Source organism: Bacillus sp. IT-79MI2 (assembly GCF_949768135.1).
GTDB classification, from domain to species: Bacteria; Bacillota; Bacilli; order Bacillales; family Bacillaceae_G; genus Bacillus_A; species Bacillus_A pseudomycoides.
In genome coordinates, this window is the sequence record NZ_CATKPV010000053.1 from 52,191 (window position 1) to 74,425 (window position 22,235).

Genomic DNA, 22,235 nt, shown 5'->3' on the forward strand with positions numbered 1-22,235 from the left:
AAAGTTTCACTTTATGTCGTTATAGTAAAGTGATGGTAGTTCAAAGAAACAAATAGTTAAGATGTTTCTCTACTTCGAAGTCTTTTTCTTTTTGCAGGCTTGTTCAGCGTTATGATCATGTAGCCAACAACAAAAATGAAGGGAATTAAAAATACATAACTAGGGATGCCGAAAACATAATGACTTTTTATGCTGAAAAATAATAAATGTAGGAAATCAAAAAGAGCATGTAATTTCATTTGTACCTCCATCAATCTTTTTACAAATTATAACATTTTCAAGAGTGGAGCTAAATGTTCAAGGCTAAAATTTAAGCTAATTTTAAAGTTGGAAAAATAAATAAAAGAAAAGGCTACTTTTTCATGAAAGCAGCCTAAAAAACGATTAATATTTTTCTTTCACAAGTGATGTAAACTGCGCCATTGTTGTATTAGGGCCAACAAAATGTCGCTTAATTAAGTATTGTTCGTTCGGTGTGCCTTTTGTAATATGAGTTCCATGATCGGTAGTTACCGCAAATTCATAATGTTTCTTTGTTTCTTCCACAGCTGGGTCATTATAAGAACCTACTGGATAGGCAAGGGCGATCACTTTTTTGCCTGTAAGATTTTCAATTTTTTCTTTAGATACACGTAATTCTTCATCATAATTGCTCGTATAAGCCATCATTGCATGATTAGCAGTATGAGATTGAATAGAAAAAATACCTGAATCAAGCATCTGTTTTATATCATCGGTTGTAAGACGATTTGGTGTATCAATAGTACTTGAAACGAGGAATTCGGTTGCTGCTGGTTGGAATTTATCATCTTTTAATTTTTGTAAAATATGAAGAGCGTTCATATTATTTTTTCGGCCATCATCCATTGTCACAAAGACAGGTTTATTGACACGATTTACCTCGCCCCAACGTTCAAACGTTAACATTGTATAACCGTTATCTTTTAAATACTGCATATGTTTTTCAAATTGTTCTGGTGGTACATATAAACCTAAATCGCCATCACCTGGTCCAGGGTATTTTTCAATAGCATGGTACATAAGGAAAGGTGCATATTGCTGGAATGTAATCGTAGATTTCACTAGAGGAACTTCAGTGTTGTCATTTTTTAATCCCACTGCTTCAATTTGAAATTCTCCACGTTTTAAATGAAATGATTGTAAATGAAATGGGAGAGCAAAATCACGAGCTTTTTCTTGTGATACAAAGGTTTGTTTACTTGTAGGTCCATCAGCTGTACGCCAAATATTGTAACGCACTTCCTTAAATGAATCTCTTAAGTTCTTTGTATAAAGTGTCGTATTCTTTGCATTGTATTCAAATGGATCCCATGAAATGAGTCCTTGAGTTACAGGTATTTCTACTACTTTGGCTTGTACTTCTTTCGTCTCCTTTTGGCTCTTGTAAGTTGCTTCTTTTGTCTGTTTTTCACTAACAGTGCTAGTGTTACAACCTACGAGAATAGCAGAAGAAAGCAAAGCGATACATGCATATTTCTTCATAATATCATCCTTCTATTGTGTTTTTAGTTTTGTCTCTTATATGTAATAATTTCTCTATTTGTCTTGTTATAAGAGATTATTGATTCAAATATTTCTATTTGAATTATACCCTTGTCTATCATATCACTATGAAATATAGAGGGGAATATCTCTTTTGGGAGAATTCGACAAAAATGCAGTTCAATTGCATGGAATTTGTCTTATATAAAATTTTGTAAATAAAAACTATTGTAGTTATAGATTGCCTTATGAAAAAAGATACCTCCGAAAAATAGCTGATTTCGGAGGTATCTTTAAAAACGCTTTTTTTTACTTTTGGGTTTCTGTTGTTGGATATTTCTTTCACTGTAAACAGACAGAATACATCTTCTGGCCAATACTAGTATATATATATTTCTTAATATAAAAAAGAAAAATCGTATTGAAAAATGTATGCAATATTGCATATGATTACATTTCATTTTCAGATTGGTTACCTTTGCTCATAAAAAAATCACCCCAACATTCCAAAATGAAAGGAAGGATAGGGTAATTCATTGTTAAATAAATAATCCAGCAATCGTAGCGGATAAAATAGAAGCAAGTGTTGATGCAAATAGCATTTTCCAACCAAACTTAGATACGACACTTCCTTGTTTTTCGGAAAGGGCACGGATTGTACCAACGATCGCACCGATTTGGCTAATACTTGCGAAGCTAATTAAGAATACGGTAACGATTCCAACTGTACGTGGAGATAATGTTTTTGCAACTTCTTTTAAATCAAGAATAGCCACAAATTCATTTAAAACAATTTTTGTTCCCATGATTCCGCCAGCTGGGATAATATCGTGAGCTGGAATACCCATTAGGAATGCAAATGGAGCGAGAATATAACCGAATATTTGTTGTAATGTAACGGCATATCCCATTGCGCCTGAAGCTGCGCTAATTACATAGTTTACAACTTCCATCACACCGATAAAGGCGATCATTAAAGCAGCAACGATACCGGCTACTTTTAAACCATCTAATGCACCGTTAATCATTGCACCGATAAAGCTGTCTCCAAATAGACTTCTATCGAATTTCTGAACTGTTTCTTCTTCTTTCTTTGTATCAACCGGTGTTAATAAAGAACAAACAATTAAGCTAGAGAATAAGTTCAGTGGCAAAGCTGCTAGTACGTATTTCGCATCTAGCATCATAACGTATGATGCTGTAACAGAAGCTGAAACTGAGCTCATTGCCGAACAGCAAATGATGAACATACGGTTTTTATTAAAGTTCTTTAAGTCATTTTTAATAACGATTAATGCTTCGCTTGAACCAAAGAATACAGAGTTTACCGCATGGAATGATTCAACGCGTGGTAAACCAGTAATTTTGGAAATTGCACCGCCGAAAATTCGAACGATGAATGGTAAAACACCTAAATAACTAAAAATAGAAAGTAGTGCTGAGAAAAAGACGATAATTAGTAATACATTTAAGAAAAAGACAAAGTCTCTTTGAATACCGTTAAAGAGAAAATCGACACCTGTTGTACCAAGTTTAATCAGTTTGTTGAACACTTTACTAATGAAAATAATGATCTGTTGACCAATTTTTGTGCCAAACATAAACCAACCAATTAAAATTTGGAAGCCAATCATAATAGCAATTGCACGGAAGTTGATTTTACTTTTGTTGTTTGACAAAGCAAAACATAAACCTAACACGACAAGAATGCCGATAACGCTCATTACATATTGCATGTAGTTGCCCCTTTCAGAAGTTCGTATAAAGTTTTTACATAAAACACTTGTTATATAACTATATAAATACAAATTGAAAAACCGACAAACCATTTTTTTTAGGTTGAATAGAGGATCCGCTCATGCATAGAAGCGGTCAGATCCCTTTTTAGCCCCATGCCAAGTAAAACAAAAGAGAGAAAATGAGAACAGGTCTTTTTTATTCTTCATAGCCGCGATTGATGCGCTTGAAAACCCGAACCAGTTCTGTTTAGGTGAGAGAGAGCATTCGGCCAAGTATACAAGCGGTCAGAGCTTTTTCAATCCCATGCCAAGTGAAACCAAAAAGAAAAAATAAGAGCAGGTCACCTTTTGTACTTCATAGCCGCAAATGATATGCTGGAAAATCAAAATAGATAGATATAATTCAAACAGAAGAGGTTTTATGTCATACGTAAGATGTCTGACCTTTTAGAAAAGTAAAAAATAAAAAAGACTCATATGGATTCACTTTCATCTATGAGAGAAAGCTAATCAATATGAGTCTTTGTATACACAAACAAGCCAATATTCATTAGTTTTCCCCATAGTCCAGCAATTTTCGGTTGCCGGGTAGAAACTCTCGATCCATATTATCAAGTATATATGAGGTAACATCGTCCGTATTAAATTATTAGTAGCGTAACATTAATAAAGAAGCAGCGTCAATAGCTTTTTTTCTTCCAATAGATAAAGACCACATAAGTATGATAAAATGTAACGCAGTGTTATGAAAAAGAGAGGTCGGAAAATGAGTAATAAAATGACGCCACCAGTTGAAAAAAACGAGTTTATAGATGTAGTATTCGAAGATTTAACACATGATGGTGCCGGTGTTGCGAAAGTAAAGGGATATCCTATTTTCGTAAAAAACGGATTACCAGGTGAAGAAGCACAAATTAAAATTATTAAAGTAAAGAAGAACTTTGCATTTGGTCGTTTAATGAAACTTCATACAGAAAGCCCATATCGTAAAGATGCAGAATGTCCAGTTTACAACCAGTGCGGCGGTTGTCAGCTTCAGCACTTAACATATGAAGGACAACTAAGGGCGAAAGAAAAACAAGTGCGTGACGTAATGCAACGCATCGGTGGATTGCACGACGTACCAGTTCATCCTGTTCTTGGTATGGAAAATCCGTGGGTTTATCGAAACAAAGCACAAGTACCGATTGGAGAACGTGAAGGCGGACTTGTAGCGGGGTTTTATCGTCAAGGAACGCATGACATCATTAATATGGAAACATGCTTAATTCAAGCGGAAGAAAATGATGTATTAATTCAAGAAGTAAAACGTATTTGTGAAAACAAAGGCATCACAGCGTACAACGAAGAACGTCATAAAGGAACACTTCGCCACGTGATGGCTCGATACGGACAAGTAACAGGGGAAATTATGCTTGTCTTCATTACACGTACGGCAGAACTTCCAAATAAAAAGGCGATCATCGAAGAAATCACAGCGAAGTTCCCAAATGTAAAATCAATCGTTCAAAACGTAAACACGAAACGTACAAACGTAATTTTCGGAGACACAACAACAGTCCTATACGGATCAGAATATATTTATGACTTTATCGGTGACATCAAATTTGCCATCTCAGCACGTTCTTTCTATCAAGTAAACCCAGAACAAACGAAAGTGCTATATGACAAAGCATTAGAATACGCAAAACTAGATGGAAACGAAACAGTAATCGACGCATACTGCGGAATCGGATCAATCTCCCTATTCCTAGCGCAAAAAGCGAAAAAAGTATACGGCGTTGAAATCGTCCCAGAAGCAATCGAAGACGCAAACCGAAACGCTGCATTAAACAACATGACAAACGTTGAATTTGGTGTAGGAGAAGCAGAAGTAGTCATTCCAAACTGGTACAAAGAAGGCGTAATTGCCGACACAATCGTCGTTGATCCGCCGCGTAAAGGTTGTGATGAGGCATTACTAAACACAATCATCGACATGAAGCCAAAGCGCGTCGTATACGTATCATGTAACCCTGCAACACTAGCACGTGACTTAAAAGTATTAGAAGAAGGCGGATATAAAACGCAGGAAGTACAACCTGTGGATATGTTCCCGCATACTACTCATTGTGAAGCGGTCGCGTGGTTGGAGTTGGTATAATAGAAAAGCAGTTGATATAGAAAAAATCTATACCATCTGCTTTTTTGTTTATAAAAATACCATTCAGGACCGATTTTAGTTAAAATAAACATTGCCGATTTTCACAATAGTTTTTCACAAATTATAAATGTCCAAATGTACTTGTGTTTGATAATAAGTTATTAAGCATGATATAAGTGTAAAAGAAGTGGAACATTTGGCTTTATATTTTTTGACCGAGAGTTTGAAGTTGTATCCATAGTGAGAGGATTTGAGTTTGAAATGATAGATAATTTTTGGCGTGATTTACCACGACCATTTTTTGTACTTGCACCAATGGAAGATGTGACAGATGTTGTTTTTCGTCACGTAGTAAGTGAAGCCGGTCGACCGGATGTATTTTTCACAGAGTTTACAAACTCTGATAGCTATTGTCATCCAGAGGGTATGAAAAGTGTGCGTGGCCGTTTGATTTTTACAGAAGATGAACAGCCAATGGTGGCACATATTTGGGGGGATAATCCCGAATATTTCCGTCAAATGAGTATTGGCATGGCAGAGCTAGGATTTAAAGGCATCGATATTAATATGGGCTGCCCTGTACCGAATGTGGCATCGAGAGGGAAAGGTAGTGGCCTTATTCTACGTCCAGACGTTGCGGCAGAACTTATTCAAGCAGCAAAAGCGGGCGGACTGCCTGTCAGCGTGAAAACACGACTTGGCTATAAGAATGTAAATGAGTGGGAGGAGTGGTTAACGCATATTTTAAAACAGGATATTGCGAACCTTTCTATTCATTTACGGACAAGAGAGGAAATGAGCCAAGTAGATGCGCATTGGGAGCTAATTCCGGAAATCAAAAAATTACGTGACCGTATCGCACCAAATACACTACTAACAATCAACGGAGACATTCCTGACCGTCAAACTGGGCTGCAGCTTGCTGAACAATATGGTATTGATGGCGTTATGATCGGGCGAGGTATTTTTAAAAATCCTTTTGCTTTTGAAAAAGAGCCAAAAGAGCATACCAGTAAAGAACACCTTGATCTTTTAAGACTGCAGCTTGATCTTCAAGATCAATATGCGGAAGTACTGCCACGTTCAATCACAGGGCTTCATCGCTTTTTCAAAATTTATGTCAAAGGATTTCATGGAGCTGCTGAATTAAGAAATCAATTGATGAGCACGAAATCAACAGATGAAGTGCGTGCATTGCTTGATAACTTTGAAAAGAGTGTTGATGAGACAGAGGACAGTGAAATGATGTAACTCTTAAAAAGTTAGAGGGAAAATGAATCACATCAACTTATGTGTATTTGTTTTATTCAGTTTCGAGTTCCTTTGCAGACGGCAACTTTTGTTTTGATAATGTCTGTTTTCTGAAAGAAAAAGGTCTTAAAAATGTAATAAACCCACCAGTACCCTTGTGTTGCCACATACACTCTGCACATGTGGAGTGTGTAGCTTGGCTTAGCTTAGTTTAAAAGAAGACAAATAACAGCGCGGAGTATCACAAGAGCGTAGTTATACAATCTAGATATTATCACTGATGGATCGGCGTGAAAACCGTCTTTCATAAAATAAGTTTGGAGCAGGAAACGGGCAGTGTTTTTGAGAAATCAAAGCACTGCTTTTTCTGTTAGTCAACGCTGCGGGGGAAGGAGTTTTATAAGCGTACTTCCAGGTTTAACAAATACGGGATAGATCCACAGACGCAATGAAAGAGACAAGAATGAATCAAAAAATCATTTGAATCTTTCCTCAGCTCAAGGTCTTCTTGAGGTTTTTAGTATAACCTTCACAAGTATTAATTCGGGTAAGACTATAAAACATGTCTTTAAAGTGTTAAAGTATTAATTTAGTGGGCATTAGCTTAAAAGTGCTAGGGGATACAATCTTAAGGACGATTCTTGGTGATACTACTATATTTAACATGATAATTTGGAATTTAGAGCATGTTAGAGGATACGCTTTGACTGCTGGATAAATAGTCAATATTTTAGGAGGATTAACGATGAGTATGAGCAATAATGATATATTAAAGAGAGTAAGATATGCTATGGATATAAAAGATACAGATATGGTGGAGATATTTAAATTTGGTGGCATTGAAGTAACGAAAGAAGAAGTGGTTGAGATGCTTACAAAATTAAAGAAAAGTCCCCAGAATGAAGCTGACAATGATGGTGATGTAGTTGAAAGTGATTACGTATTAACATGTGAGAATATGATGTTAGAGTCATTTTTAAATGGCTTTATTACTTTTAAAAGAGGCAAACAAGATCCAAAACCGGGGCAACCGGAGGGACAAGCGATGCCTTTACAGAGTAATGAAAGTGCCAATAATCTTCTTCTAAAGAAAATGAAAATAGCACTATCATTAACAAGCGAGGATGTGCTTGATATATTAGACGGAGTGGGAGTTAAGGTAACAAAAGGAGAGTTAGGCGCTCTATTAAGAAAAAAAGGTCATAAGAATTACAAAGAGTGCGGTGATAGATACGCAAGGAATTTCTTAAAGGGACTAGCTGTTAAATATAGAGGATAAGGGATTTTATCCTAAAGTAACAAGCGTTGTAACTTCTTAACATCGCATGTGTATTCATGTTAAGAAAGTAGATGATACGATGGATGGAGTAGGAAGTTTGTATCCTACTCTTATTTTTTAATCATTTGTAGTTTAATATATCATGCAAAAATAACATGAACGAATATTCTAGGTGATGAAATGATACATACATATTCAGGTAAGACAATTAATTTTCATATAAATTATAAGAAGAAAAAATCCGTACGTATTTACATAGATTCTTACGGAAATGTTGAAGTTCAGGCTCCTAAAGGAACACCTGTTGAATACGTACTCCAATTGTTAGAGGAGAAGTGGGATTGGATTCAGAAAACACGCAAGGAAATGAAGGAGCGAGTGCTTGGGCCGCAGGAGAAGGTTTATAATCAAGGCGAGAGCTTTCTATATTTAGGGAACACATATCCGATACAAATCTCTCAAGATGCAAGTATTGGGCAAGATGATGCAGTGTTTGAAGGAGATAAGCTACATATATATGTGAAAGAGCTTGAGGATGAGAAAATAAAACAAGCTTTAAAACGATTTTACTACCAGCAGTGTAAAGCGTTAGTAGAGAAGAGTATCAAATCCTATCAAAGTAACTTTAAAACAAAGCCGCGTTCAATCCGTATTTCAGATAGTAACCGTACATGGGGAACCTGTGATTCAAAGCTACAGTTAACATTTAATTGGAAGCTGGCAATGGCACCGCCGAGGGTAATCGACTATGTAGTCGTTCATGAAATGTGTCATATGGTCCATCTAAATCATGATCGATCCTTTTGGCGCCTTGTTGGGAAGATAATGCCTGATTATAAGGAAATGGAAGACTGGTTAGCATTATCAAGCTGGAAAATGACTGTTTAACAATGACATCGTTGGAGCGATACATTTACCAACATATAATTGGAATTTTACACAAGCTATTATAGGAATCGGGATTGCCAGAGTAATTTTGACCTATTCATATGTGAAAACAAAAAATATTTGGGTATCCTTTATTGTCCATGTATTAAATGACTGGACAATAAAGGAATGGCCTTCTTATCTACTCTTCATTAATTGAGAAGATGATGAAGTTTATATTAGGTACGTCAAGGTTATCTTGTTTAAAAAAGGTGAGCACTTATTATCAATAGTGTCTCACCTTTTTGTTATCTATAACGAAAAAATTATTAAATATTGGGGAGGATATCTACTATCTTACTTCCCGAACCGAACACAATACTCCACATCATGTTGCTCCATCTCATATCCACGATAACCTTCCACAAGCAACACTTGCTGTCCGGCAATATCACTCATCGCAATACTCTTAATATCTTTCCGCTCTTTCTTTTCATTCTCACGCAGTTCCTTCACAAAAACATACCGCATATTCCCACCATACTTCTCCTTCAACGCTGCAATCTCCATCCCCTGCGCAAACTTATCCTTTAAGCTTGGAATATTAAACGGCGCAACGGTACAACAAACATAATCGTATTTGCTATCTGTTCGCGTTAATTGTTCCATAAGCACTTTTGCTAATATTTTCTGCATTCCGTTTCCACGGCACTTTGGATGGACGTTTGAAATTTCTTGATAAATAACACGATCTAAATCGTCCTCAGTTAAACCAATATCAAACCCTAAATGTTCGTCATCGATAGGGGGAGCTAAGAGAGCACGAAATGCAATCAGTTCTTGAGCGACAAATGCACCAATTATTAGGCCATTTCCATCTAATATATATTGATACTCTTCTAACGTAAGAGGTTGCAAGCTATCTTTATTTTCTAATGTTTCAATTACAACATGTTGTAAGGATAAAATTTGTTGGATGTGCTCTAAAGATAATGGTGCGATCTGAAACCTTTGCTCGTTTTGTTTCAATGTTCCTTCATAAATAATATTCATCTCAGTGCCTCCTTTAGCGAACGATGTCTTGAAAAACAGTCAATTCATTTAGTATATCTTCATTAACAGCAATTCCTAATCCAGGCTTTTCTGTTAAGCGAATAAAAGGCACATCATAGGAGAGGTTACCGATATCTTTCGTGAATTTTAACGGTCCTGTTAGTTCAACACTTGTAATGATTTTTTTAGAAAAGGCTACATGGAATCCAGCAGAAGATGCAACAGATGATTCGACCATGGAACCAACTTGACATTCAATTCCAGACATTTCAGCTTGGTGAGCGAGTTTAACAGCGGGATAGATGCCGCCGCATTTCATTAGTTTGATGTTTACTTTATCAGCTGCTTGCACCCTGATAATTTGTCGCATTTCACGAGAACTTTTTAGTCCTTCGTCAATCATAAGTGGTATGTCAGTTTTGGAACGAATATAAGCCATCGCATCAATATCGTCAGCTACAACAGGTTGTTCAATCCAATCGATGTTTAAGTGACCTAGTGAGCGTAGAGCAGTTAATGTATTCGCACTGTTTTTCCAACCTTGGTTTACATCTACACGAATGGCGATATCGTTTCCTACTCGCTCACGTACAGATTCAATTCTTTCCACATCTTTTTTGACATCTGTTCCGACTTTCATTTTAAAAGAGCGATAGCCTTTATTGATCATGGAAGCAGCTTCTTCTGCCATAGCTCCTGGGGAGGCCATACTTAAAACATGAGTAATTGGAAACTCTTCATGGTAACGGCCACCAATCAATTGATAAACAGGCTGACTTAACTTTTTTCCTATTACATCAAAACAAGCAATATCAATCGCAGCTTTTGCGGTAGGAACACCATAAATAGTTTGATTCATGATGTCATGTATCTTCTCTATATTCATTGGATTCACACCTAGCAAGGCAGGAGCTAATGTATGTTTTAAAACTTGAAGGGTACTTTCCCATGTTTCGCCTGTAACGTGATCATCGGCCACTCCTTCACCGTAACCGACAATACCTTCATCTGTTTCGATTTTTACAATGATAGAAGGCATATCATAATAAGTACCGTAGCTAATAATAAATGGATCGCGTAGTGGTAAACGAATTGCGTAGAGATGGATTGCTGTAATTTTCATTGTATAATCCACGTCCTTTGTATCATAAATGTAAAGTTGCATATATTCTTAATTAGATTAATGACGAGCAATTTTTAAAAAGAATTTTCAGAATTCTGATCTTAATTACCTTATTATATTTCAAAAGAAATGAAGGGACAATCTCTTGACATTTGTATGAATATTCAATATGTTTTTCGAAATAGGATTTTTTATAATTGAACAAACTGCTTCTAATTTAGGAAGGGGAAAGAGAATTTGAAAACAATAGGGCTTCAAGATCGTTTAAACGGAATTTTTCAGTATTTACATGAGAATCCTGAAGTAAGTTGGAAAGAATATAATACAACGGCTTATATTACTAAATTTCTAGAAAAAGAAGGGACTTCCTATAAAGTATTTGATGATTGTCCTGGAGTTATAGCAGAAATGGGGAATGGAAAACCGGTTATCGCGATTCGTGCTGATATGGATGCATTGTGGCAAGAGGTAGATGGGAAGTTCAAAGCGAATCATTCCTGCGGTCACGATGCTCATATGACGATTGCGATGGGGCTTATTTTACAATTAAAAAATGCCAGTTGGGAAAGCGGAACAATTAGATTTATTTTCCAGCCTGCAGAAGAAAAAGGAAATGGTGCTTTAAAGATGGTGGAGAAGGGTGCTGTTGACGACGCTGATTTCTTATTCGGTGTTCATTTACGACCAATTGAAGAATTACCTTTAAAAAAAGCAGCACCATCTATTCGGCATGGGACAGCGGGATTTTTAGAAGCGAATATACACGGGGATGATGCGCATGGGGCACGACCACATCAAGGTGTGAACGCAATTGATGTTATTTCTATGATTAATATCGGATTAAAAAACATCTGGCTCTCACCGCAAAAATCATACTCTGTCAAAATGACGAAATGCCAAGCTGGTGGAGATAATTTGAATATCATTCCAGGAAATGGGCAATTCGGTTTAGATGTAAGGGCAGAGAGTAATGTATTGTTAGAAGAGTTAACGAACAAGATAGAACATGTCATTCAATCAGCTGAATCAATGGGAACGAAGATTTCTTACGAATGGGTTGATATTGCACCTGGGGCAGAGGTATCGGAAGAGGCAGAACAACTCATGCGGAAAGGAATTCTTGAAATATACGGAGAAGATGGATGCACACCACCACTTTTTACTACAGGAAGTGATGATTTTCATTACTATACGGTCAAAAGGCCGCATTTAAAAGCTGCTATGTTAGGATTAGGGGCAAATTTAAAGCCCGGATTACACCACCCTTATATGAAGTTTGATCACGCTTGTATAATCGATGGAGTAGAAATAATGAAGCAAACTGTGTTGAAAGCTTTAAACTAGTATTGTTCTTATTTTTTATATTTGAATCAATTTCATAATTGATTCTTTTTCTTTGTTGGAGAGTAGAATTTCAATAGATAGAGATACAAACTAACACAAATAGTTCTCGGTATCCCTAGTAGAAAGCTTTTTGAACATGATAATTCCCTTACTTTATCGAGCTATTCCTACCTCAATAGAGAGGTAGGAATAACCCGATTGGTTAGAGTTAATCATCAGCTGATGAAACCTTTACTTTCTTCTTAAGAATTTCTTATCTTAATCCAATGATCTGATGTTGGGAAGGATACGTTCCCAAGAACGACAGCGTTTTTTGCACCTGTAGCATTTGGAACGTTACTTGCGTTACCATGGTAGGTTTCATTTGCAAGAAGAGCAAACGCTATAGCCTCTTTAGCCTCCGAAGAGTATCCTAATTCCTCTTGGGTGTAAATTTGAATTGATTCCCCGAGTAGTGATTGAATCATTTTTAGTAATGTTTTATTATAGCTGCCACCGCCTCCAATAATGACTTCATCGATTTTAACTTGTGGAAGGATAAATTTGCGATAGTTCTCTACAATAGATTTCGCTGTAAACATTGTTACAGTTGCTACTATATCGTGGCTTGAAAGATTATTGAACTTATCTAATAGTTTTTCAACATATTGCTTACCAAACAATTCTCTGCCTGTTGTTTTGGGAGGAGGGCTCATAATATAAGGATGATTTATGCAGTATGATAAGAGCTGTTCATTTATTTTCCCTTGTTTAGCTAAATTACCACTTTCATCGTATCCTATGTTAAACAATTGGCGACATACCTCATCAATAATCATATTTCCAGGTCCTGTATCAAAGGCATACATGTCATCTAGTGAAGATTGCTTAGGTAAAACAGTTACATTTCCGATGCCCCCGATGTTTTGTAACAACCTGCCCTTTGTTTCACTCCGGTAAAGAATATATTCAGTATAAGGTACCAAAGGAGCACCCTGTCCACCTGCTGCTATGTCCATAGTACGAAAATTAGATATTACGGTTGTATTTGTTTCGTAAGCAATTACCGAAGGTTCTCCAATTTGCAGAGTTGAGGGGACCAAGTTTTGTTCTTGCAAGGGCTGATGGTAAATCGTTTGTCCATGAGATCCTATAAGATCCAACTGCTCTAAAGGAAATCCAGCTTTTTTGCAAACTTCCTTGGTAGCATCTGCAAATAATTTTCCTAGTTTAAAGTTTAAACTACAAATTAGCTGCACATTAGATGTATCTACAGACAATGACTGTATAATTTCTTCTTTAACATCTTTTGAAAAAGGATGTGTTATCAATTCAATCATTTCTAACTCGGTGTTTCGTTTGCTATTATTCACACGTACAAGCACAGCATCAATACCATCCAATGATGTTCCAGACATTAATCCAACAATGTACATTATCATAACACCTACTTTACATAGATTTTTTTAATTCCTTGCTAAGCAGCAATGTCGATTCTTATAAAACCATGATGAAACTTTAGGTGGAAGTAGTAGTGATTCACCTAAAAAATTGACATTGCCAATGAACCTACTTTTTTGGGGAACGCTTTCTGTACTCAATGGTATACATCCTTTTCTTATCTTTTTAGTTTATAAAAAAAATGTAAGCGCTGACAATCGGTTATTATACTCGCTAGTTTTCTAATTGTGTAGATTTTTTGAAATTTTATTTTAAAATTATTTTTAATTATTGAAATTTATTTTTAATAGTGCTATAGTTTTGTTGAAGAAAGCGATTTCAAAGGAAGCTTTTAGATTACGAATGATAGAAGGATGATTTATATGCTAGAACATTTAACAACGGAAGGTCGTAATGAAAAGACTGTATTTTTAGATGAAATGAAAACGCTTAATTTATTGGAGGTGATGAATGAAGAAGATATGAAAGTTGCTTATTGTGTTCAAAAAGAACTTCCTCAAATTGCAAAAGCTGTAGAGATGATTGTTGCGGCGATGAAACGCGGCGGTAGATTAATCTATATGGGCGCGGGAACAAGTGGGCGCATTGGATTGTTGGATGCTGTAGAATGTCCGCCAACGTTTAATACTGATCCTAGTAAAGTAGTAGGTTTAATCGCAGGTGGAGAAAGTGCATTTATTAAGGCGGTTGAGGGAGCAGAGGATAGTTTTACATTAGGTCGTCAAGATTTAGAGAAAATCCAATTAACGAGTAACGATGTTGTAGTAGGTATTGCTGCCAGTGGACGTACACCTTATGTTATTGCAGGGTTAAATTATGCAAATCAACTTGGGGCAGGCACAGTAGCGATAAGTTGCAATAGGGAATCAGAGATTGGAAAAATTGCTGCAATTGCCATTGAAGTTGTAAATGGAGCTGAAGTACTTACGGGATCTACCCGCTTAAAAGCTGGAACTGCTCAAAAATTAGTATGTAACATGCTCTCAACAGCTTCAATGGTTGGGATTGGAAAAGTTTATGGGAATTTAATGGTAGATTTGCAGTTAACAAATGAAAAGTTGGTTGAACGTGCAAAACGTATTATTATGGATGCCACTGAATGCAGCTATGAAGTGGCAGAAAAATACTTAGTAAAAGCAAATAATCAACCTAAGGTTGCCATTGTTATGATTTTAACAAATGTTTCTTATGAAGAAGCCGTAGAACGCTTAAACGCAGCAGAGGGATTTATAAGAAAAGCAATTTAAAGCTTCTATATAAAAATATTATGAGGGGGAGTAAAAATGAAAGTATTATTTGTATGTTCAGGTGGAATGTCGAGTGCGATTGTTGTAAATGCGTTGAAAAAAGAAGGGGAAAAGCATGGTCAAAATTTAGAAGTATTAGCTGTTGGTACGCAAGAATTTGATTCAGAGGTTCGAAACGGTTGGGACGTTGCTATGGTTGCCCCACAAGTAAAACATCGATTTGATGGTTTTAAAGCTTCTGCAGATGAAGCCGGAGTCCCATGTTTAATGATTCCTGCTCAATCATATAGTCCCCTTGGTGGACCTGCTCTATTAAATTTAATTAATGAAATAAGACAATCAAATTAAAGTTGTTATTTATCTTGTTATTCGTGGGTAGTAAGACTCCTGCCTCAAGAATCAGAGAGGAACGAGGAAGATAGGTGGGAGATTACCTACCCGTAAAATCCCGATTGGTGCGGACTAACCATCATTGGGGGATGAGAAAAAACAACTGATGGAAGTTTCACTTTATTCGTTTGTGAATAGTAAAAACATAATCTAGCAAGAAATCTTAACTACTAATCAATCTAAAGGGGAAAATACAAATGAACAAATTTGTAGCTTTTTTAGAAAATAATTTATCGACACCTATGGCTAAATTGTCTGAGCAGAAACATTTACGTGCAATACGTGATGGTGTAGTTTCTGCTTTGCCATTCATCATCTTTGGGAGCATATTTCTTATCATTGCTTTCCCACCCGTAGCAGCAGATTCCGCAATAGGTCAATGGGCAGCAAAACATATCGCGGAGATTTTAATACCTTATCGATTAACAATGTTTATTATGACCCTATATATTACTTTCGGAATAGGTCATAGTCTGTCTCAAAGCTATAAGTTAGACCCTTTATCAGGGGGATTATTATCGGTAGCTGCCTTCTTATTCACAATAGGCGTAAAAATGGTGAAAGATATAGGTTTTGTATTGCCAATGACAAACCTTGGTGGACATGGGCTCTTTGTAGCGATGATTGTTTCTATATTTTCGGTTGAAATGATACGTTTATGTAAGACTAAAAATATTACAATAAAAATGCCAGATTCTGTTCCAACGTCCGTATCTCGTTCATTTGAAGCGTTAATACCAGTTACAATGGTACTCTTTATTATGACATTAATTACAGTAGTTGCAGGTGTTGATCTACATTCACTTGTTGATAAAGCTGTTGCACCACTTATTAAAGCAGGGGATACATTACCAGGCGTATTAATTCCAGTCTTTTTAATAACATTTTTCTGGTCATTCGGTATTCATGGTGTATCAGTTGTAGGTGCTGTTGCTCGTCCAGTTTGGGAAGTTTACTTAGCTAATAATTCATCGGCAGTTGCAGCTGGTACGGCAATCCCTCACGTAGCTCCTGAAACATTCTTTCAATGGTTTATTTGGATTGGTGGATCTGGTGCAACATTAGGATTAGTAATTGCGATGTTATTAACAGCAAGATCTACTTATAGTAAGACGATGGCGAGAGCAACAATTGTTCCAAGTATATTTAACATCAATGAACCTGTTATTTTTGGGATGCCAATTGTGCTAAACCCAATTTTAATTATTCCATTTATCGTGACACCATTAATTGGTGCAACAGTTGCATATATCGCAACGTCAATCGGATTAGTAAATCCAACATATGTAATGGTTCCATGGACATTACCAGCTCCAATAGGTGCCTATCTGTCGACAGGTGGCGATTGGAGAGCAATTATTCTTGTGTTAGTTAATATTACGATTTCAGTTCTTGTTTATCTACCATTCTTTAAAATGTATGATCAAAAGCTTTTAGCACAAGAAAGTCCAACAGAAACAACAGAGGGCACAAACGTAGCCTTATAAAAATATATGAAAGGGGGGTTGGGACTAATTGCTCCAAACTTCCTTTCATATAAAAGAGAGAAGGGAGATAAAAATGAATTCAACATCCAGAATTCACTTTTTTAGTTACAAAAGTGCGTTTCTATTTTTTAGTTTTATTCTTGTTTTTAATCTTATCTTTAATCCTTTAATGAATGCAGTTGGAGTAGATAAACGTTTGTCACTGTACCTAGATAATATCTTTGCAATCAGCGCAGGGTTAACTCTTGTTCTTATTTTTGTTGAAGGTAAGTTTAAAAACAAGAAACAAGCATTAATTTTGTTCTTGTCTCTATTAGTAGCGAGTGCACTGATTTGTTACCCAATTGTTTATGCGTAAATGAAAAAAGTAAGTTATCTAAAATGAGGTGTTAGTGAAATGGGAAAGCGAAACGGAATAAAAATTGCCACAATTGGTGGTGGATCTAGTTACACGCCAGAATTAATTGAAGGCTTTATTAAACGTTATGATGAGTTACCAGTTAGAGAACTTTGGCTAGTGGATATTGAGGCAGGAAGAGAAAAGCTTGAGATTGTAGGAAATCTAGCAAGAAGAATGGTAGAAAAAGCAGGAGTTCCTATGGAAATTCATTTGACGCTAGATCGTCGTCAAGCTTTACAGGATGCTGATTTTGTGACAACGCAGATGAGAGTTGGTTTACTAGACGCCCGAATTAAAGACGAGCGTATTCCTTTGCAACTAGGGTTAATTGGGCAAGAAACAAATGGTGCAGGAGGCTTATTTAAAGCGTTACGAACGATTCCCGTTCTTCTAGAAATCGCAGAAGAAATGCAAAAACTTTGCCCAAATGCATGGTTAATTAACTTTACAAATCCAGCTGGAATGGTAACAGAAGCCCTTCTTCGTTACAGCAAGCATAAAAAAGTAATCGGTGTATGTAATGTACCGTTTAATATGCACATGTCTATTTCAAAAATGTTAGGTGTTGAAATGGAGAGGGTACACATTGATTTCGCTGGACTAAACCATATGGTATTCGGAATACACGTATATGTTGATGATCAAGAAGTAACAGAGAAAGTGCTTGAAATGCTAGGAAATCCAGAGATACAAATGACAATGAAGAATATTGCCCCACTTCCTTGGAATCCAAGATTTTTGAAATCATTAGGTGTAGTACCTTGCCCGTATCATCGTTATTATTACAAAACAAAAGATATTTTAGATGAAGAATTAGAAGCATTTAAATCAGGGAGAACGCGTGCTGAAATTGTCAAGAAACTAGAAGAAGATCTGTTTGATTTGTATAAAGATGAAAAACTAGACATTAAACCTCCACAATTAGAGAAGCGGGGTGGTGCATACTACAGTGATGCAGCATGTAATGTTATTTCTTCTATCTATAATGACAAAAAAGACATTCAAGTATTAAATATCCAAAACAAAGGCGCAATTAATGAGATCGATTATGATTCAGCGGTTGAAGTAAGTTGTATTGTGACAAAAAATGGACCGGTTCCTATGACAATGGGGAAATTGCCAGTTCAAGTTCAAGGATTAATTCAGCAAATCAAATCATTTGAAAGAGTAGGTGCTGAGGCAGCAGTAACGGGTTCTTATGATAAGGCTTTATTAGCTTTAACGATTAATCCACTTATTCCAAGTGATGATTTGGCTGAAGCTGTATTACAGAAACTATTAGAAGCCCATAAAGAGTATTTGCCTCATTTTTTTAGATGATTAGGAGAATAATAAATTTAACATTAAAGAAAAATTGAGACCTGAGATTCTCTGAAACATAAATTCAGTTAGAGAATGTCATGCCCATACTTTACTACGATTTGGAGTGTTATGATATGTCAACGGAAATCAATAATAATGAAATGGAAATTTTTGAAATTATTTCTCATGGTGGAAATGCAAGAGGTTTAGCTTATGAAGCATTAACAGCTGCAGAGGAATTTGACTTTGAAAGGGCAACGGATCTTATTAACCAAGCTGCAGAAGAACTTAGCTTGGCTCATAAGACACAAACAAAGTTAATTCAAGCTGAATTGAACGGAATTCCAAGTGAAAAAACATTGCTAATGATTCATGCTCAAGATCACTTAATGACCGCGATAAGCGAACAAAAATTGATTGAACATATGGTTCGTATCATAAAAAAACTGGCGCCACAACAATAATTGGGGATGTAGGAAGGTAAAGGTGATGTAAAGATGAGAAAATTAGGTATCTCCATTTATCCAGAACATTCAACTTTAGAAAAAGATATGGAGTATATTGCACTTGCACACAAATATGGATTTAAAAAAATCTTTACTTGCTTGTTGTCAGTAGAAGGTGATAAAGAACAAATTATGAGGGAATTTAAAGAAACAATTGCATTTGCAAATCAATTAGGTATGGAAGTAATGGTTGATATCTCTCCTCGTGTATTTGGAGATTTAGATATTTCCTATAATGACTTATCATTCTTTGCTGATTTAGGAGCGTACGGAATCCGTCTAGATATGGGGTTTACAGGAAATGAAGAGTCCATCATGACATATAATCCTTATAATTTGAAAATTGAAATTAATATAAGTAATGCAACGCATTATTTAGATAATCTCATTGCTTATAAGCCTAATAAAGAGAATTTAGTAGGCTCACATAATTTCTATCCTCATCGTTATGCGGGGTTAAGCTATGCTCATTTTCTAAAATGCTGTGAGCAATTTAAACACCATAATATTCGTACAGCAGCGTTCATTAGTTCACACGCAGCAACTTACGGACCTTGGTCAGTAACAGAAGGTTTATGTACATTAGAAATGCATCGTGAATTACCAATTGTAACGCAAGCCAAACACTTATTTGCAACTAGAGTAATCGATGATGTGATTATTGCTAACGCATATGCATCAGAGATTGAATTAGAAGCCCTGAGTACATTAAACAGTGAATTGCTAACGTTTAATATAGAACTATATGACACAATTACAGAGTTAGAGAAAAAGATTGTGCTGGAAGAATTTCATTTTTATCGTGGAGACGTTTCTGAATACCTTATTCGCTCGACTCAATCACGTGTAAAATATAAACGAGAAGAATTTAAACCAACCTATACCCCTGATATTAGAAGAGGAGACATTTTAATTGAGAATGAGCTCTATGGACAATACAAAGGTGAATTACAGATTGCGTTGAAAGACATGGAGAATTCAGGTAAAACGAATGTGGTTGGCCGGATAGTTGAAGAAGAAATTTTTCTCCTTGATTATCTCAATCCTTGGGAGAAATTCCAATTTTCAATTTAGTAATTTTATCGAGAACAACCTCAAAGTAAGGGAAAGGGAAGGGACAGAACGATCCTTCCCTTTTTATTTATCTTGTTATTTACGAGCAGTAAGATCCTCACCTCAAAATTCAACAATAGCAAAGAAGGTAGGTGGTGATAGGATGCCCGTAAAAGTCCGATTAGTGAGGGTTAATTAAATTTTCACTTTATACAAAAGGAGGAACCTATATGAGTTATATTATTGGAGTAGACGGTGGAGGTACTAAAACGGAAGCGGTGGCTTATAATTTAAATGGTGAAAAAATAAGTGAAGGTAAAGCAGGGTACGGGAATTTACTTTTAGATGAAAAACAAGCTATTCATAATATTATTGATGCGATTGAACAATGCTTAGTTCCTTTAAAAAAGGAAGAATGCCAGTATATGTGCCTAGGGTTGGCTGGGTATGGAGGGGTTAAAAATACAAAAGGTATAAAAGATGCTCTTTCTGAGGCGTTTAATATTCCGTTTACGATTGTAAATGATGGAATTATTGCACACGCTGCTTTACTAAAAGGGAAAGATGGTATTTTAACAATTTCAGGAACTGGTTCTGTTAGTATTGGAATTCATAATGGTATTGAAAAATTAGCAGGTGGTTGGGGACATATTCTTGGAGATGAAGGAAGTGGCTATTGGATTGCTATGCAGATTTTTATTAAAATGACGCAAGAGGAAGATGAGGGTGGAAATTATAGTGACCTAACTAAGTTGATACTAACAAAACTTGGTTATCAGAGTGTACTAGAATTAAAAACATTTATTTATTCCTCAACTAAAGCGGAGATCGCGTCATTTGTTCCAATAATCGTTCAACAAGCAAAAGCAAGTGATAATTTTGCAGAGAATATTCTCAAGCAAGCGGGCCATCACCTTGCCAAGACTACGCTTGCTGTTTGGAGGAAACTAAATTTTGATAACAATGTTACAATTGCTATTAAAGGGGGTATATTAATTAATATACCGTCTGTACAAACCTCCTTTATTGAAAATATTAAACAAGAAAAACCGGAAGTCCAATTTATTTTAGAAGATGTATCATCTACATTAGGGGGGTATTACTTAGCTCTGAAATATATGAGTTAATTAAAAGTTAAGGGAGCAATTCAATATGCATGTTGTAAATATATTGTTAAAAATTGAAAGTTTGTTACATCAATTACCAAAATCTGAAGGGAAAATAGCACAATATATTTTAGATAATCCTCAAGAAGTGATTAGAATGACTATACATGAATTAGCTGCGCATGCTAATGCGAGTAGTTCGGCGGTCACTAGACTTTGCCGTTCTATTGAAGTTGCTAGTTTTTCGGAGTTAAAGGTATCTCTATCATCGTATATCTCACAACCAGAGAAGAAAGGTTTTTATGATATTGAACCAAATGAAACAATAGCGGAAATTAAAGAAAAAATAGTTTCCAACTCTGTACAAGCGATACAAGAAACAGCGATTTATTTAGATGAAGTTATTCTTAATCAAATTGTTGAAACTATGAGAAATGCTGATGTTATTTATGCCTATGGATTAGGAGCTTCATGGCTTGTTGCAGAAGATATTACTCATAAATGGTTACGTTTAGGAAAGATTGTAAGTGCAAATCAAGACGCACATATCATGGCGACAGCACTTGCTGCATCAACAAAAAATTGTGTTTTTTTCAGTATATCTAATAGTGGAGAAACTGAAGAAGTACTGCAACTTGTTGATATTGCTAAAGCATCTGGTATTCAAACAATTGGGTTATCGCGATTTGGTAATAATAGATTAACTAACAAAGTCGATATGTCTTTGCAACATGTTCGTGCACCAGAGGCAAAATTTCGTAGTGCAGCAACTAGTTCGTTATTTGCACAATTTCTGACGATTGACATTATCTTTTATGCATATGCATCAAAATATTATGATGAAAATATTAAAGAAATTGAACGTTCAAGAGAATCGGTATTAAGATTCACAGGAAAAAATCCTTCTAAGATATAAAGCGTAATAAATCTCAGTACAAATTATTTACCTGTGATTTTCGCTGCTTAGTTATTGAACTGCTACTTAAAGAGCCTATGTCTATT

At 35.8% G+C, this 22,235-nt stretch carries 20 protein-coding genes and 1 riboswitch; of the genes, 15 read left to right on the forward strand and 5 right to left on the reverse strand.

The features are described 5' to 3' along the window. Positions 1–384: 384 nt before the first annotated feature. Together ACM6HU_RS10890 and ACM6HU_RS10895 are read right to left on the reverse strand one after the other, a co-directional pair. Entirely contained in the window at positions 385–1,503 is a 1,119-nt protein-coding gene (locus ACM6HU_RS10890) for a polysaccharide deacetylase family protein (RefSeq protein WP_016112853.1), read from the reverse strand. A 539-nt stretch (positions 1,504–2,042) separates the two neighbouring features. After that, the gene (locus ACM6HU_RS10895; RefSeq protein WP_016112854.1) at positions 2,043–3,239 is read right to left on the reverse strand and encodes a NupC/NupG family nucleoside CNT transporter; all 1,197 of its coding nucleotides are present in this window, start codon (positions 3,237–3,239) and stop codon (positions 2,043–2,045) included. A gap of 546 nt (positions 3,240–3,785) precedes the next feature. Further along, positions 3,786–3,887, reverse strand: a riboswitch (purine riboswitch). 121 nt (positions 3,888–4,008) lie between these two features. Here ACM6HU_RS10895 and rlmD point away from each other — a divergent pair. The 5 genes from rlmD (at position 4,009) to ACM6HU_RS10920 (ending at position 9,002) form a co-directional block, all read left to right on the forward strand. Further along, positions 4,009–5,385, forward strand: a complete 1,377-nt coding sequence (gene rlmD, locus ACM6HU_RS10900; protein WP_016112855.1) for a 23S rRNA (uracil(1939)-C(5))-methyltransferase RlmD — start codon at positions 4,009–4,011, stop codon at positions 5,383–5,385. A gap of 261 nt (positions 5,386–5,646) precedes the next feature. Further along, on the forward strand, positions 5,647–6,636 hold the full coding sequence (locus tag ACM6HU_RS10905; RefSeq protein WP_016112856.1) for a tRNA dihydrouridine synthase: 990 nt from the start codon (positions 5,647–5,649) through the stop codon (positions 6,634–6,636). 745 nt (positions 6,637–7,381) lie between these two features. Further along, positions 7,382–7,915 (forward strand): DUF1456 family protein, encoded by a 534-nt coding sequence (locus ACM6HU_RS10910; protein ID WP_016112857.1) that lies wholly within the window; start codon positions 7,382–7,384, stop codon positions 7,913–7,915. Between the two features lie 180 nt (positions 7,916–8,095). Next, entirely contained in the window at positions 8,096–8,803 is a 708-nt protein-coding gene (locus tag ACM6HU_RS10915) for a M48 family metallopeptidase (protein ID WP_016112858.1), read from the forward strand. 19 nt (positions 8,804–8,822) lie between these two features. Next, entirely contained in the window at positions 8,823–9,002 is a 180-nt protein-coding gene (locus ACM6HU_RS10920; protein ID WP_368494257.1) for a CPBP family intramembrane glutamic endopeptidase, read from the forward strand. Between the two features lie 137 nt (positions 9,003–9,139). On the opposite strand, the gene ACM6HU_RS10925 is transcribed toward ACM6HU_RS10920, so the two are convergent. Beyond that, complete coding sequence (locus tag ACM6HU_RS10925; protein WP_016112859.1) at positions 9,140–9,835, reverse strand: hypothetical protein; 696 nt, start codon at positions 9,833–9,835, stop codon at positions 9,140–9,142. A 13-nt stretch (positions 9,836–9,848) separates the two neighbouring features. After that, positions 9,849–10,958, reverse strand: coding sequence for a mandelate racemase/muconate lactonizing enzyme family protein (locus ACM6HU_RS10930; RefSeq protein ID WP_016112860.1), 1,110 nt, complete (start codon positions 10,956–10,958; stop codon positions 9,849–9,851). Between the two features lie 237 nt (positions 10,959–11,195). Between ACM6HU_RS10930 and ACM6HU_RS10935 the strand changes: the two genes are divergently transcribed. Then, entirely contained in the window at positions 11,196–12,302 is a 1,107-nt protein-coding gene (locus ACM6HU_RS10935) for a M20 peptidase aminoacylase family protein (protein ID WP_016112861.1), read from the forward strand. A 242-nt stretch (positions 12,303–12,544) separates the two neighbouring features. Here ACM6HU_RS10935 and anmK read toward each other — a convergent pair whose 3' ends face one another. After that, positions 12,545–13,717 carry an anhydro-N-acetylmuramic acid kinase AnmK gene (anmK, locus tag ACM6HU_RS10940; RefSeq protein WP_016112862.1) on the reverse strand — a complete coding sequence of 391 codons (1,173 nt, stop codon included), beginning with the start codon at positions 13,715–13,717 and terminating at the stop codon, positions 12,545–12,547. A gap of 378 nt (positions 13,718–14,095) precedes the next feature. On the opposite strand from anmK, the gene murQ reads away from it, so the two are divergent. The 9 genes from murQ (at position 14,096) to ACM6HU_RS10985 (ending at position 22,149) form a co-directional block, all read left to right on the forward strand. Further along, a complete protein-coding gene (murQ, locus tag ACM6HU_RS10945; protein ID WP_255255002.1) occupies positions 14,096–14,989 on the forward strand; it encodes an N-acetylmuramic acid 6-phosphate etherase in 894 nt (297 codons plus the stop codon). 36 nt (positions 14,990–15,025) lie between these two features. Continuing rightward, a complete protein-coding gene (locus ACM6HU_RS10950; RefSeq protein ID WP_016112864.1) occupies positions 15,026–15,337 on the forward strand; it encodes a PTS sugar transporter subunit IIB in 312 nt (103 codons plus the stop codon). A gap of 239 nt (positions 15,338–15,576) precedes the next feature. Further along, positions 15,577–16,866, forward strand: a complete 1,290-nt coding sequence (locus ACM6HU_RS10955; protein ID WP_016132510.1) for a PTS sugar transporter subunit IIC — start codon at positions 15,577–15,579, stop codon at positions 16,864–16,866. 73 nt (positions 16,867–16,939) lie between these two features. Next, on the forward strand, positions 16,940–17,224 hold the full coding sequence (locus tag ACM6HU_RS10960; RefSeq protein WP_016132511.1) for a hypothetical protein: 285 nt from the start codon (positions 16,940–16,942) through the stop codon (positions 17,222–17,224). A 39-nt stretch (positions 17,225–17,263) separates the two neighbouring features. Further along, positions 17,264–18,586, forward strand: a complete 1,323-nt coding sequence (locus tag ACM6HU_RS10965; RefSeq protein WP_016112867.1) for a 6-phospho-beta-glucosidase — start codon at positions 17,264–17,266, stop codon at positions 18,584–18,586. Positions 18,587–18,702: 116 nt separating this feature from the next. Then, positions 18,703–19,032, forward strand: coding sequence for a PTS lactose/cellobiose transporter subunit IIA (locus ACM6HU_RS10970; RefSeq protein WP_077295412.1), 330 nt, complete (start codon positions 18,703–18,705; stop codon positions 19,030–19,032). 33 nt (positions 19,033–19,065) lie between these two features. Next, on the forward strand, positions 19,066–20,148 hold the full coding sequence (locus ACM6HU_RS10975) for a DUF871 domain-containing protein (protein WP_016112869.1): 1,083 nt from the start codon (positions 19,066–19,068) through the stop codon (positions 20,146–20,148). 209 nt (positions 20,149–20,357) lie between these two features. After that, positions 20,358–21,254: an N-acetylglucosamine kinase gene (locus ACM6HU_RS10980; RefSeq protein ID WP_016112870.1), complete on the forward strand. Its 897-nt coding sequence runs from the start codon at positions 20,358–20,360 to the stop codon at positions 21,252–21,254. A gap of 25 nt (positions 21,255–21,279) precedes the next feature. Beyond that, positions 21,280–22,149, forward strand: a complete 870-nt coding sequence (locus tag ACM6HU_RS10985) for a MurR/RpiR family transcriptional regulator (RefSeq protein WP_016112871.1) — start codon at positions 21,280–21,282, stop codon at positions 22,147–22,149. Positions 22,150–22,235: the final 86 nt, after the last annotated feature.